The following is an 11,808-nucleotide window of genomic DNA, read 5'->3' on the forward strand; positions in this document are numbered from 1 at the left end:
CCCGCCCCAGCGGGGAATATGCCGATTAGGCGCGACCAACCCCTTTAAAGCAGCGTTCCGATTTTTTCGAGCTTGCGAGGAAAAATAGGCTAAACGCAGCGTCTTAAAGGGGTTGGTCGCGCGTAGCGCGTGACGGTGTGCCGCCTTTGACCCTGGGGGGGGGTGACGCAGCGTTCAGCGGAGTCATTACTCCCATGTGACATGCAGTGAGGGCGTCCAGCCCGAGCGTAATGGCACACGCCGTTGCCCGTGGTTCGGGCGGTTCAGGGGACGGACGACCACCGGTCAGCTGTTTTCTGAATGCGCGGATAACGGGCATGAGCGCCGGGGGTGTTCAGTGCTTTTTGTCCTTTTATGGGCGTCACCGGTGGGCGTCATGCAGGGACGTGGGGTCTGACGTCCACCGGTGACGCCCACAGGCAATGCCAATACCCGTATGAAAACGTCTGCTCCCGGTGAGGTGGTTTCCATGGAAACAGCCGCTCCGGGATTTTATACGGGTCGCTCCGTCCATCCGTCCCATATCATGGTCCGGATGAGCGGGGCGATGTTATGCGGCGAACAACTACAGGAGAACTTACGGGATATGCGGGCTCTTTGCCGCCCGCACCCGCAGCCTGCGAATATTATGGGTATCAGATACCCGGAATATTCGCAGGAAAATGAATATCTCCTGAAATATTGCTCATTCTGTAATCTCCGGTATAAGGCTAAAACCCGCATTCCCTTGCGGTACATTATTTTTCACTCAGACCTTATCCATCAGATAACGGTGCGCTTCAGATGCCGCACTGGCTGCCCTGAAAATATAACGTTTATCATTTTTCAGTGCCTGCAATAATCAGCAGCAGTTCATAATGTGAAGGAACACTGAGAAAGTGCAGTTTTCCCCGCGTTTTTGCTGGCATCTGTACTCAGGTAGCTGCGGATTATTTTTGGTATGAGATCCTTGCCTGTTATTCAAAACACAGTCGAGGAGTTTTTATGTCACAAGAACCCAACACTCTGGTCGCCTAATCGGAGGCGTCACTGATGCAGCAGCGATACAATCGCGTTGCAGTTCATAATTACTGCCGAAACGCAGAGTATTTTCTACTGCATCTTTCTGCGCGGAGGATCGCCCTAGAGGCGGTAACGCCGGACGATGTGTCGAATTACCTGCGACTCGCCATTCGGCGCTTTCGTCAACGTCACGGACAACCGCCTGCGTTCCACTGGGAAGCCATTCCGCGCGCGGGGATCCATGCACTATTGCGTCATTCGTTAAAGTGCTGGCCTCCTGAACCAGAGCCGGTTGACGATGGCGAGCGTCTTTGGCGTGGGATTTTAGCCAATTATGCGTCGTGGCTACGGGAAGAGCGTGGGCTGGCGGCCGCCTCTATCTATGCACTGATGTGGGAGGCGAAGCATTTTTGCGGTTGGTACGCAGGGCGTTCCCCGACCGTAGACTTTGCTGACCTGAGCGTTCCCGACATCGATGCTTATATGGATATGCGGGCAACTGGATTGACCCACAAATCGCTCAAGGATGTCGCTGAGCGGCTCCGCAGTCTTCTGAAACATCTTTATCGGACGGGGAACACACGCGCCAACTTTACGCCGCATGTTATCGCGCCGCTGCTTTACGCCTACTAGGGAATCCCCTCAACGCTCAAGCCGGAGCAAATCGCCATCGTTCTGGAAACCGTCAGTAACGATCATTCGCCGATAGGCTTGCGTGATTATGCCATCCTCAAGCTCCTTGCAACCTATGCGTTGCGGGCGGGCGAAATTGGCCGGTTGCGGCTGGAGGATGTCGACTGGCGCGGGGATGTTTTACACATTCGCCATTCTAAAACCGGCGCGAGTTCTGCTCTGCCTTTGCTGGTGCCGATGGGTGAGGCCTTGATCGCCTATCTTAAGCATGGCCGCCCAGAGACTGACGTACGGGAAATCTTCGTTCGTTCGCGCGCGCCTTATATCGCGATGGTGAGTATCTACAGAGAGGTCCGTCGCAGGATGGAGGCAGCTGGCATCGAACTGACAGGCAAGCGTGGTCCCCACATCTTCCGGCATGCATGCGCTGTCAGCTTACTGCACACGGGGGTACAGAGAAAGCTGATTGGGGACGTATTAGGCCACCGATCGACGGAATCGACCATTCCCTATCTGAAACTCTCCACCGAAGATTATCAGACGATATGTGCGGCATCAGGAGAAAACGGAACAAACGCATGAACAGCAGATGGAATTGCTAGAGTAGTAAGCGGAAGGTGACAGTAGCCCCCCTTACAGGGGGCATTCTCAAAAGCCACCTTATCAGAAGGTGGTCTTTTACTTTTCTGCGTTTGCCCTCCGATTCAACCTGGCTGCTACCCACCACCAGGTGGGTAGCTTTCTGGCAGTCACCTGCGCTAAGGTAGCGCCACGCTTCGTTTTGCCTGATGGACCTGAATGTTTATCGTCACCGACACCTTCCAGCATTTGCCATTTATCCAGCATGCCGAGTGCGGCTACCTCTACGCGACCCCGGCGCTGAAATTCTGTCGGGTGCGCTTCTCCAGGCAACCGATGCCGGACGCGCTGTTCAGCCAGTACGCCGTTTCCCTGCCGTCTTCCCTCGCTGGAGCCGTCGCCAAACGCAAAGCCGAATATCTGGCCGGGCGCTACTGCGCGCACTATTTGCTGCGTCAGTCTGGCTGCCACGAGACGGTGTTAACTGCCGCCGACCGCGCGCCGGTATGGCCGACGGGCTGGCGCGGCAGCCTGTCGCACAGTGAGGACATCGCTATTGCGGTCGTGACCGCGCAGTCCAACGGCCTGCATCCGGGGATTGACATTGAACACCTGCAACCGGGGATCATGCAGGAAAGCGCCAATATGTTTGTTGCGCAGGCGGAGCAGGCGCTGCTCGCCCGCTGTGGGTTGGATAAGGAGTGGGCGCTGCTGGCGGCTTTCTCCGCTAAAGAGAGTCTGTTCAAAGCGCTGTATCCGCGCGTGCAGCGGATGTTTGATTTCAATGCTGCCGCCATCGTCGCTCTCGCCCCGGCAAACCACCGTTTCACGCTCCGCCTTAATGAAACACTCAGCGATGAATTCCCTGCGGGCCGCCAGTTCAGTGGCGAATATCATATTAGCGTAGGTCGCGTACTGACCTGCCTCTGGTAGCCCGGACAAAAAACCACCGTGCGGGTCGTGCGGCGCATGAAAGCATGTTCATTCCGCCCCGTCGGGATTATGATAACGCTAACTATTTGACCTACATACAGTGATAGATAAATGGATGTCATCGGCATCATCATGTCAGCGGGAAAGTCCTCCGTCGACGTGGCGCTTTATACCTTGTTACCGATTATGGTCGTCATGCTGATCATCATGAAATATCTCGAAGTCCGGGGCATTCTTGATGTTATCGTACGCTGGCTGGCGCCTGCCTTTCCTGTTCGGCTGCCTGATCGTTCCCTTCATCTTCCTCCTGCGCCGCAAGTTGGAAGAGACGCAGGAATTTACCGCCCGCCACCACCACCTGGCGATGCGCGACGTGTTTAAAACCCTGCTGAAAAACTGGCCGGTGGTGATCGCCGGCATGCTGATGGTCTCGATGACCACCACCGCGTTTTACCTGATCACCGTCTATGCGCCGACCTTCGGCAAAAAGGTGCTGCTGCTCAGCGCCTCCGACAGCTTGCTGGTCACTTTACTGGTCGCGATTTCCAACTTCATCTGGCTGCCCATCGGCGGTGCGCTGTCGGATCGCTTCGGCCGCAAACCGGTGCTGGTCGCCATGACGCTGCTGACGCTGGCCACCGCCTACCCGGCGCTCTGCCTGCTCGCCGCCGCCCCCAGCTTCAGCAGATGCTGGCCGTACTGCTGTGGCAGTCCTTCATTTATGGCCTCTACAACGGCGCGATGATCTCGGCCTTAACCGAGATCATGCCAACGGAAGTGCGGGTGGCCGGGTTCTCGCTGGCCTACAGCCTGGCGACGGCGGTATTCGGCGGCTTTACGTCGGTGATCTCCACCGCGTTGATCGAATACACCGGAGATAAGGCTTCACCGGGCTACTGGATGAGCTTCGCCGCGCTGTGCGCCTTGCTGGAGACGCTGTATCTGTATCGCCGCATCGCCATGCCGCTGCAAACCGCACGCTAACGCCAATTGCCATAAGGAATCATGTCATGCAGAAACTCACTCGTTCGATCATCACCCTGCTTGTGTGCGCCTCCTCTCAGGCGCAGCCGACCATTCGCGCGACCGGCATGCGAACCGTGCCGGCGCAGCAGCTGGTCAGGCAGACTGATACTGTTCAGTAATCAGCTTTTCCAGTTCGGCGGCGACGAAAGACTGCATGCGGCCGCCGCGTCTGATGAGGCCCACGCTGCGTTTCACCACCGGATCGACCAGCGGCACCGACGTCAACACCGAATGCTCTGAAGCGGGCATCGACATGGCGGGCACGGCGGCAATGCCGATGCCCGTCTCAACCATGCCCAGCATGGTCGTCACATGGCGAGTTTCGCACACGCTGGGGCGCTCCGGCATGAGGTGTTCCAGGCGCGGATCGAGCAGATTGCGATTGCCGGAGGTTTTATCCAGCGACACGTAGTCCTGCTGATAAAATTCCCGCTAGGTGAGGCTCTTTTTAGCGGCGAGCGGATGGTCGCGCCGGCAGGCGGCCACGTAGACGTCCCCCACCAACGACACAAATTCAAGATTAGGCTGCAGGCGCCCGGCAAAGCAGATGCCGAAATCGGCCTGGCCGCCGGTGACCGCTTCGATGACATAGCCTGCGCTGCCATCGATCAGTTTAACGCGCACGCGCGGATAGCGAAGCCGGAAACGGCGTATCACGTCGGGCATGAAATAGTAGGCCGCCGACGGCACCGTGGCGACGGTGACCAGCCCGGTACGCTCCTGGCTGACCTTATCGATATCGGCCAACACCGCTTCGACATTCATCAGCAGCTGCTCCGAACACTCGGCAAAAGCCAGCCCGTACCGCGTCAAAGTCACGCGCCGGGTGGTCGATCGAACAGTTTGCTGCCCAGCGCGTTTTCCAGCTTCTCAATCCTGCGGCTCAGCGCCGACTGCGACAGGCAAATGGACTCTGCGGCCAGTCGAAAATTGCCGTACTCCACCAGTGCGCGGAAGGCATAAAGATCGTTGAGATCAAAATTCACGGGCATAGCGGCCTACTCTCCTTGCTGAACGCAAAACAACGATGATAACCGCTATATCGCCACGGTAACCGGCCTGGTGGTTGGGGCCCCCAAGCCCTTATCGCCCCAGCAGCACCATTCCCCAAATAATGATAGTCATCACCACGGCCACCAGCTGCGCCGCCCAAATCTTTGGCGCGTTTGGATAACGGATGCAATTCCAGCGAAATGCGATCGACCACGGTTTCAATCGCCGTATTAAGCAGCTCAACCACCAATAGCAGAAAACTGCACGCAATTAATAACAACCGATCTATATTTGTAACATCTAGAGCAAATGTAACAACCAGTAAAATAGCGTTAATAAACAATAATTGGCGAAACGCATCTTCAGTAAGCACGGCGTCAATAAACCCGGCCCAGGAATTCCTTATGCTGTAGGTTAATCGGCTTATTCCTTTTTTCTTTTCCTCAGGCATGCATTCAGCTCTCGTCAAAACTGCCACAATCACTCGCGAATAAATCACGCGACGTGAATTTATCGCGAGTTTATTAATTAAAGGTCTTAATCGCCCTCTTTAAGGAGACGATGCATTCACTCATGCGCCGCCCCCCTTTCTCTGAAACGGCACCGCCCGAATTGTCCCGGCGCGACTATTATTCTGAGAACGTGAAAAGGTGATGCGTTATCAGTCGGTTAAAGCGTTTTCTCGTATAAGCGGTAGCGCTTATAGGGAACCGCGCCGATGCGTTCTAAAATCGTTCGCATGCCGGTATTGGTTTCCAGGATCCACGACATTTCCAGCGCATCGATATTGCGCTTGGCGAAAGGCTCGCGCAGCGCCTCAATTAGCAGCAGCGCAATAATCGGCCCGATGCGGCTGAATTGATATTCCTGGCGCACGCCCATCAACGGCACGCGCGCGGTGCGCACGCCGCTGACTTTCAGCCGCCACAAGAGCTTCGCCCAGCCGAACGGCAATAACCGCCCCTGCAGATCGGCAATCGCTTCGTTGATGTTCGGCAGACCGACGATAAAGGCGCAGGGGGCGCCATCCACCTCGGCGATATGGATCATATCGTCGGGCACCAGAAACTTCAGCTGATCCCCCATGGTGGCGAACTCATGCTCGGTGAATGGGACAAACCCCCAGTTATGCTGCCATCCGGAGTTGAACACCTCGCGCAGCACCTGCATCTCCTCGCGAAAGCGCTTGCGGTTGAGGCGGCGAACGGTCACCTTTTTGCGCACCTGATCCATCATCCGGGTTAACGACGGCGAAAAGTGCAGGTCGGTTCTTTTCATCCAATAGGCCAGCAAATCAATCCCTTCGCTGTAGCCCTGCTGCGCTATTTGCGCCGCGTAGTAGGGTTTGGCATGAGTCATCAGGGCCGATGGCGGGGTGTCGAATCCCTCGACCAACAGGCCGCTTTCCTGATTGATATTGAGGCTGAACGGCCCGGTGATTTTACGCGCGCCTTTCGACCTCAGCCACTCCTCCGCCGCCGTGAATAAGGTGCTGAAAACGGCGGGATCGTCAACGGCGTCAATCATGCCGAAGTGGCCGGTATCCTCGCCATGCAGCTCCCGGTGCAGAGCATCGATTTGCGCCGTGATGCGCCCAACGACTTTGCCCTGCTTTTTGGTCACCCATGCCTGCCATTCAATATGGTCGGTGCCGGGATTCTTTTTCGACAGGTGCTCTTCGCGCTCGACATGCAGCGGCTCAATCCAGTTCGGATCATCACGAAACAGTTGCGAGGGGAAAGCAATAAATTCTTTAAATTCGCGTTTACTCAGAACTTTCTCAATGCGGATCATAAATAGCCTTACGTTTTAATAAAATAATTAAATAAGCGCGCGACAACGCCTTTAGCATTTTTTATGCTGTTCTCATTTATTGGATTGTGTATTGCCTCCGGTTCAATGATAAGAAAAACCGAATATTACCCCCTGCGAATCAGCGCATTATTGCACCCGACATTCACCCTGTGATGTCCGTAATTGATAAAAAAAGGAAACAGAAAGCGGCGCAGCCAGGCTACGCTAATGGTGCTCCTCTATTATTTCGTGCTGTTATGGTAAAAGAAACTCGCCGCTTTTAGTGTACCGACTTTAATCAGGAGGTGCGCCGCCATTTTTACCACTTAATGCTATTTTTAAGATTAGCCTTAAATGAATCGTTCACTTTTGAATTTCTTGCGGCATACTGTTTAGGAAGTGTTTAAGTTCCAAGATAGCCATGCATGAGGTCATAACCTATGAGCCGACAGTTATTTCCTGCCCGACAGATGCAGACTAAAGAACGGCGCAGCCCGGATATTACAATAGTCTCTCGTATATCGCCAGGGTGCCGCTCAAGGCAGATGATTCGGGCTATTCACGCTCTGCCCGGTTAATAACCGGCATGCCCTCAAGCACGGCAATATACGCTGTTCGCGGAATGAAGATGGTTGAATAACAAACTTATTCAAAACCTATTCATAGTAAAACATCAATTACCTCGCCAAGAGTGCTCTCTCTTTTGGTGATTTTTAATCTATGGCTAAGTTTGTCTATGTCTGAAACAAGTTCCGTTCATTCTCTTCCCATGCGCTATGCGGACTTCCCCACGTTAGTGGACGCGTTGGATTACGCAGCGCTCGGTAATACGGGAATGAATTTTTACGACCGTCGCAATCAACTCGTGACCGTTCTCGACTATCGCACGCTGCAGCAAAAAGCGATCGCGGGCGCGCGGCGTTTATTGTCCCTGAAGCTCAAGAAAGGCGATCGCGTGGCGCTTATCGCCGAAACCAGCCCGGGCTTCGTCGAAGCCTTTTTCGCTTGCCAATACGCCGGCCTGGTGGCGGTGCCGTTGGCGATCCCGATGGGCGTGGGCCAGCGCGACTCCTACACCGCCAAACTGAAAGGGCTGATCGCCAGCTGCAACCCCGCGGCGATCGTCAGCAGCGAAGAGTGGACGCGGCTGATCGCGTCGGCCACGGAAAACACGTCGGCGCTGCACATCCTCAGCGACGCGGACTTTAACGCCTTGCCAGAGCCGGAGATCGCGTTGCCCGCGCCTTCGCCCGACGATATCGCCTATCTCCAATACACCTCGGGCAGCACCCGCTTTCCGCGCGGCGTGATCATTACCCAGCGGGCGGCGATGGCGAACCTGAACGCGATCAGTCGCGACGGGATCAAGCTGCGCGCAGGCGACCGCTGCGTTTCGTGGCTGCCCTTCTATCACGATATGGGCCTGGTCGGTTTCCTGCTGACGCCGGTGGCGACCCAGCTGTCCGTCGACTACCTGCGCACGCAAGATTTCGCCATGCGCCCGATGCAGTGGCTGAAACTGATCGCCAAGAATCGCGGCACGGTGTCCGTCGCCCCGCCGTTCGGCTACGATCTGTGTCTGCGCCGCAGCAACGCCAAAGAGCTGGCCGATCTGGATCTTTCCAGCTGGCGGGTTGCAGGCGTGGGCGCCGAGCCGATCCCGGCCGAGCTGCTCGCCCAGTTTGGCGAACACTTCAGCAGCATCAACTTCGACAGCAAAGCCTTCATGCCGTGCTACGGCCTGGCCGAGAACACCCTGGCGGTGAGTTTTTCCGACCCCTGCTCCGGCCCGCAAACCAACGCGGTCGACCGCGATATTTTGGAGTACGAGGGTAAAGCGGTCGCGCCGGGCAAGAAGACCCGCGCCGTCTCGACCTTCGTCAACTGCGGCCGTGCGCTGCCCGGCCATCGCATCGAGATCCGCAGCGAAACCGGGCAACCGCTGCCGGAGCGCCAGGTCGGCCATATCACGATCTCCGGCCCCAGCCTGATGAACGGCTATTTCTGCGACGATGAATCCCAGCAGCAGATCCAGGTGACCGGCTGGATGGACACCGGCGATCTCGGCTATCTGCTGGACGGCTATCTGTACGTCACCGGCCGCAAGAAGGATTTGATCATCATTCGCGGCCGTAATATCTGGCCGCAGGATATTGAGTACGTCGCGGAATCCGAACCGGAAATCCGTTCCGGCGATGCGATTGCCTTCGTGACCGAAGAACACGACGAAGCGGCCAGGATCATTTTGCAGATCCAGTGCCGAGTCAGTTCGGAAGAGCGCCGTGAACAAATCGTGCATTCGCTGAGCGCGCGCATTCAAAGCGAGTTCGGCATCGCGGTGGACATCGAGCTGCTGCCGCCGCACAGCATTCCCCGCACGTCGTCGGGCAAACCCGCGCGCGCGGAGGCCAAAAAACGCTGGCTGAGCGCTTCGCTCTACCCGCAAATGCCGCAGCTGGCCGGTTTCGCGCAATGAGCGGCACCGTGGCAGTGACGGGCGCGACCGGCTTTATCGGCCGGCATATCGTCCAGGAACTGCTGGCGCAAGGGTTTAGCGTGCGCGCCTTGACGCGGCAAGCCGGAAAAGCCGCCGTAGACAACCTGCAGTGGATCCCCGGCGCGCTGGAAGATCGGCCCTCGCTCACCGAACTGGTGCGCGGCGCGGAGTGCGTCGTGCATTGTGCGGGCCAGGTGCGCGGGCATGCGGAAGCGGTGTTCACCCGCTGCAACGTCACCGGCAGCCTGAATTTGATGCAGGCGGCCAAACAGAACGGCCGCTGCAATCGCTTCTTGTTCATGTCGTCGCTGGCGGCCCGCCATCCGGCGCTGTCCTGGTACGCCCATTCAAAACAGGCCGCCGAGCAGCAACTCATCGCCGCCACGGGCGATATCGCGCTGGGGATTTTCCGCCCGACGGCGGTTTACGGGCCCGGCGATAAAGAGCTGAAACCGCTGTTCAACGGCCTGCTGCGCGGCGTGCTGCCCCGGCTGGGCGCGCCTGACGCCAGGCTCTCTTTTCTGCACGTGAGCGATTTGGCAAAGGCGGTCAGCCAATGGGTGCAGACCGAACCCGCGCAGCCGAATATTTACGAACTGTGCGACGGCGTGGCTGAAGGCTATAACTGGCTGCGCCTGCGGGACATCGGCGCCGCCGTGCGTCACGGGCCGGTGCGTCTGGTGGGCATTCCGCTGCCGCTGCTGAAAGCCCTGGCGGATATCAGCGTGTTGTGGAACCGCCTGGTCAAACAAGAGCCGATGCTGACGCGCAGCAAAATACGCGAATTAACGCATCGCGACTGGTCCGCCAATAATCAGGCGCTGTCGCAACAGATTAATTGGTTTCCACAGGTGAGTTTGGAACGCGCGCTGCGTGAAGGGCTGTTTTAATTATTCCAAGTAGAGGTGTGTCAACGTTCTTATGCTAAATCGCGATGCTGTAATGGATTATATCCTGACGTGTTTGCAAGGTATCGTCGAAGGCGGAGTGGAAATAAAACCTGATAGCGATCTCGTCAATGATCTTGGCCTGGAATCCATCAGAGTCCTGGATCTGCTGATGATGCTGGAAGATGAATTAGATATCTCCATTCCTATCAATATATTGCTTGATGTCAGAACGCCTGAGCAACTGCTTGACGCGCTGCGCCCTTATCTGGAGAAAAACCATGGGACTGTATGATAAGTTTGCGCGGCTCGCCAATGACCGTGAACAATTTCAAACGTCCGGTCTGAATCCGTTCGGCACCTGTATCGACGAAGTGTATTCCGCCACCCAGGGGCGCATCGGCGCTCAAAAGATTGTCCTCGCCGGCACCAATAATTACCTTGGCCTGACGTTCGATGCGCAGGCGATCGCCGCCGGCCAGGCGGCTCTGGCCGCGCTCGGCACCGGCACCACCGGCTCGCGCATGGCGAACGGCAGTTACGGATCGCACCTGACGCTGGAACGGGAGCTGGCGGAATTCTTCGATCGCCCGAGCGCCATTGTGTTCTCCACCGGCTATACCGCCAACCTGGGCGTTATCAGCACGCTGGCGGGGCCGGGCGCCGTGGTGCTGATCGACGCGGACAGCCACGCGAGCATTTACGACGCCTGCGCCCTCGGCGGCGCGGAAATTATTCGCTTCCGCCACAATGACGCCGCCGATCTGGAGCGCCGCATGGTGCGCCTGGGCGAACGCGCCCGCGAGGCGATCATTATCGTGGAAGGCATCTACAGCATGCTGGGTGACGTCGCCCCGCTGGTGGAAATCGTCGACATCAAGCGGCGATTGGGCGGGTATCTGCTGGTCGACGAAGCGCACTCCTTCGGCGTAATGGGCGAGCGCGGCCGCGGCCTGGCCGAAGCGCTGGGCGTCGAGCAAGATGTGGATATCATCCTGGGCACCTTCAGCAAAAGCCTGGCTTCGATCGGCGGTTTCGCCGTCGGCGGCAAGGGGATGGACGTGCTGCGCTACAGCAGCCGGCCGTATATTTTTACCGCTTCGCCGTCGCCGTCCAGCATCGCTTCGGTGCGTACGGCGCTGCAAAAAATCGCCCGCCATCCCGAGCTGCGGGAAAAACTGTGGAGCAACACGCACCGCCTGTACCACGGCCTCGCCGAACTGGGGTATACCCTGGGGCCGCGCATCAGCCCGGTGGTGCCGGTGATGATCGGTTCAAAGGAAGAAGGGTTGCGTTTCTGGCGCGAGCTGATCGCCCACGGCGTGTATGTGAATCTGGTGCTGCCACCGGCCGCGCCGGCGGGCGTTACCCTGCTGCGCTGCAGCGTCAATGCCGCGCACAGCGATGAAGAAATAGACACCATCGTGCGCGCCTTTGCGGCGCTGAAAAAATAAAGCCTTTCCT

9 protein-coding genes and 6 pseudogenes are annotated in these 11,808 nt (G+C 57.3%); 11 read left to right on the plus strand and 4 right to left on the minus strand.

The features are described from left to right. Positions 1–748: 748 nt before the first annotated feature. Positions 749–838: pseudogene (locus tag BV390_RS31885) on the minus strand (hypothetical protein); the annotation flags it as partial. Positions 839–1,032: 194 nt separating this feature from the next. On the opposite strand from BV390_RS31885, the gene BV390_RS31270 reads away from it, so the two are divergent. The 7 genes and pseudogenes from BV390_RS31270 to BV390_RS31795 all read left to right on the plus strand — a co-directional run bounded on the left by BV390_RS31270 (position 1,033) and on the right by BV390_RS31795 (position 4,292). Continuing rightward, positions 1,033–1,635 (plus strand): hypothetical protein, encoded by a 603-nt coding sequence (locus BV390_RS31270; RefSeq protein ID WP_206098726.1) that lies wholly within the window; start codon positions 1,033–1,035, stop codon positions 1,633–1,635. 3 nt (positions 1,636–1,638) lie between these two features. Continuing rightward, positions 1,639–2,148 (plus strand): annotated as a pseudogene (locus tag BV390_RS31275) (tyrosine-type recombinase/integrase); the annotation flags it as partial. Between the two features lie 16 nt (positions 2,149–2,164). Then, positions 2,165–2,242, plus strand: a pseudogene (locus BV390_RS32070) (IS200/IS605 family transposase); the annotation flags it as partial. Between the two features lie 191 nt (positions 2,243–2,433). Next, positions 2,434–3,147, plus strand: coding sequence for a 4'-phosphopantetheinyl transferase family protein (locus BV390_RS03730; RefSeq protein ID WP_085396598.1), 714 nt, complete (start codon positions 2,434–2,436; stop codon positions 3,145–3,147). A gap of 111 nt (positions 3,148–3,258) precedes the next feature. Next, a pseudogene (locus BV390_RS30550) lies at positions 3,259–3,411 on the plus strand (nucleoside recognition family protein); the annotation flags it as partial. After that, positions 3,401–4,131, plus strand: a pseudogene (locus BV390_RS03735) (MFS transporter); the annotation flags it as partial. The pseudogenes BV390_RS30550 and BV390_RS03735, both read left to right, overlap by 11 nt. Positions 4,132–4,157: 26 nt before the next feature. Beyond that, entirely contained in the window at positions 4,158–4,292 is a 135-nt protein-coding gene (locus tag BV390_RS31795) for a hypothetical protein (RefSeq protein WP_255379111.1), read from the plus strand. Here the strand turns inward: BV390_RS31795 and psrA are convergent. The 3 genes and pseudogenes from psrA to BV390_RS03750 form a co-directional block, all read right to left on the minus strand. Further along, positions 4,267–5,165, minus strand: a pseudogene (psrA, locus tag BV390_RS03740) (L-proline-binding transcription factor PsrA). The gene BV390_RS31795 and the pseudogene psrA overlap by 26 nt on opposite strands. Then, complete coding sequence (locus BV390_RS03745) at positions 5,156–5,617, minus strand: diacylglycerol kinase (RefSeq protein ID WP_227517219.1); 462 nt, start codon at positions 5,615–5,617, stop codon at positions 5,156–5,158. The pseudogene psrA and the gene BV390_RS03745 overlap by 10 nt, the downstream one beginning before the upstream one ends. Positions 5,618–5,835: 218 nt before the next feature. Continuing rightward, positions 5,836–6,960 (minus strand): N-acetyltransferase, encoded by a 1,125-nt coding sequence (locus BV390_RS03750; protein WP_085396599.1) that lies wholly within the window; start codon positions 6,958–6,960, stop codon positions 5,836–5,838. A gap of 736 nt (positions 6,961–7,696) precedes the next feature. Between BV390_RS03750 and BV390_RS03755 the strand changes: the two genes are divergently transcribed. From BV390_RS03755 to spt, 4 genes are read left to right on the plus strand one after another with little or no spacing between them, the layout of a single operon-like run. Continuing rightward, positions 7,697–9,436, plus strand: a complete 1,740-nt coding sequence (locus tag BV390_RS03755) for a fatty acyl-AMP ligase (protein WP_085396600.1) — start codon at positions 7,697–7,699, stop codon at positions 9,434–9,436. Continuing rightward, positions 9,433–10,347: an NAD-dependent epimerase/dehydratase family protein gene (locus BV390_RS03760; RefSeq protein ID WP_016927029.1), complete on the plus strand. Its 915-nt coding sequence runs from the start codon at positions 9,433–9,435 to the stop codon at positions 10,345–10,347. Before BV390_RS03755 ends, BV390_RS03760 begins: the two co-directional genes overlap by 4 nt. Positions 10,348–10,378: 31 nt before the next feature. Next, on the plus strand, positions 10,379–10,639 hold the full coding sequence (locus BV390_RS03765; protein ID WP_015378483.1) for an acyl carrier protein: 261 nt from the start codon (positions 10,379–10,381) through the stop codon (positions 10,637–10,639). After that, on the plus strand, positions 10,626–11,798 hold the full coding sequence (gene spt, locus BV390_RS03770; RefSeq protein WP_085396601.1) for a serine palmitoyltransferase: 1,173 nt from the start codon (positions 10,626–10,628) through the stop codon (positions 11,796–11,798). The genes BV390_RS03765 and spt overlap by 14 nt, the downstream gene beginning before the upstream one ends. Positions 11,799–11,808: the final 10 nt, after the last annotated feature.

Origin of the sequence: Klebsiella sp. YJ (assembly GCF_002108615.1) — a bacterium.
Classification (GTDB): domain Bacteria; phylum Pseudomonadota; class Gammaproteobacteria; order Enterobacterales; family Enterobacteriaceae; genus Klebsiella; species Klebsiella planticola.

Excerpts from the sequence above, each read along its gene's own strand:
- BV390_RS03760 (WP_016927029.1), top strand. The coding sequence starts at position 9,433 with ATGAGCGGCACCGTGGCAGTGACGGGCGCGACCGGCTTTATCGGCCGG.
- BV390_RS31270 (WP_206098726.1), top strand. The coding sequence starts at position 1,033 with ATGCAGCAGCGATACAATCGCGTTGCAGTTCATAATTACTGCCGAAAC.
- BV390_RS03750 (WP_085396599.1), bottom strand. The coding sequence starts at position 6,960 with ATGATCCGCATTGAGAAAGTTCTGAGTAAACGCGAATTTAAAGAATTT.
- BV390_RS03745 (WP_227517219.1), bottom strand. The coding sequence starts at position 5,617 with ATGCCTGAGGAAAAGAAAAAAGGAATAAGCCGATTAACCTACAGCATA.
- BV390_RS03765 (WP_015378483.1), top strand. The coding sequence starts at position 10,379 with ATGCTAAATCGCGATGCTGTAATGGATTATATCCTGACGTGTTTGCAA.
- spt (WP_085396601.1), top strand. The coding sequence starts at position 10,626 with ATGGGACTGTATGATAAGTTTGCGCGGCTCGCCAATGACCGTGAACAA.
- BV390_RS03755 (WP_085396600.1), top strand. The coding sequence starts at position 7,697 with ATGTCTGAAACAAGTTCCGTTCATTCTCTTCCCATGCGCTATGCGGAC.
- BV390_RS31795 (WP_255379111.1), top strand. The coding sequence starts at position 4,158 with ATGCAGAAACTCACTCGTTCGATCATCACCCTGCTTGTGTGCGCCTCC.
- BV390_RS03730 (WP_085396598.1), top strand. The coding sequence starts at position 2,434 with ATGTTTATCGTCACCGACACCTTCCAGCATTTGCCATTTATCCAGCAT.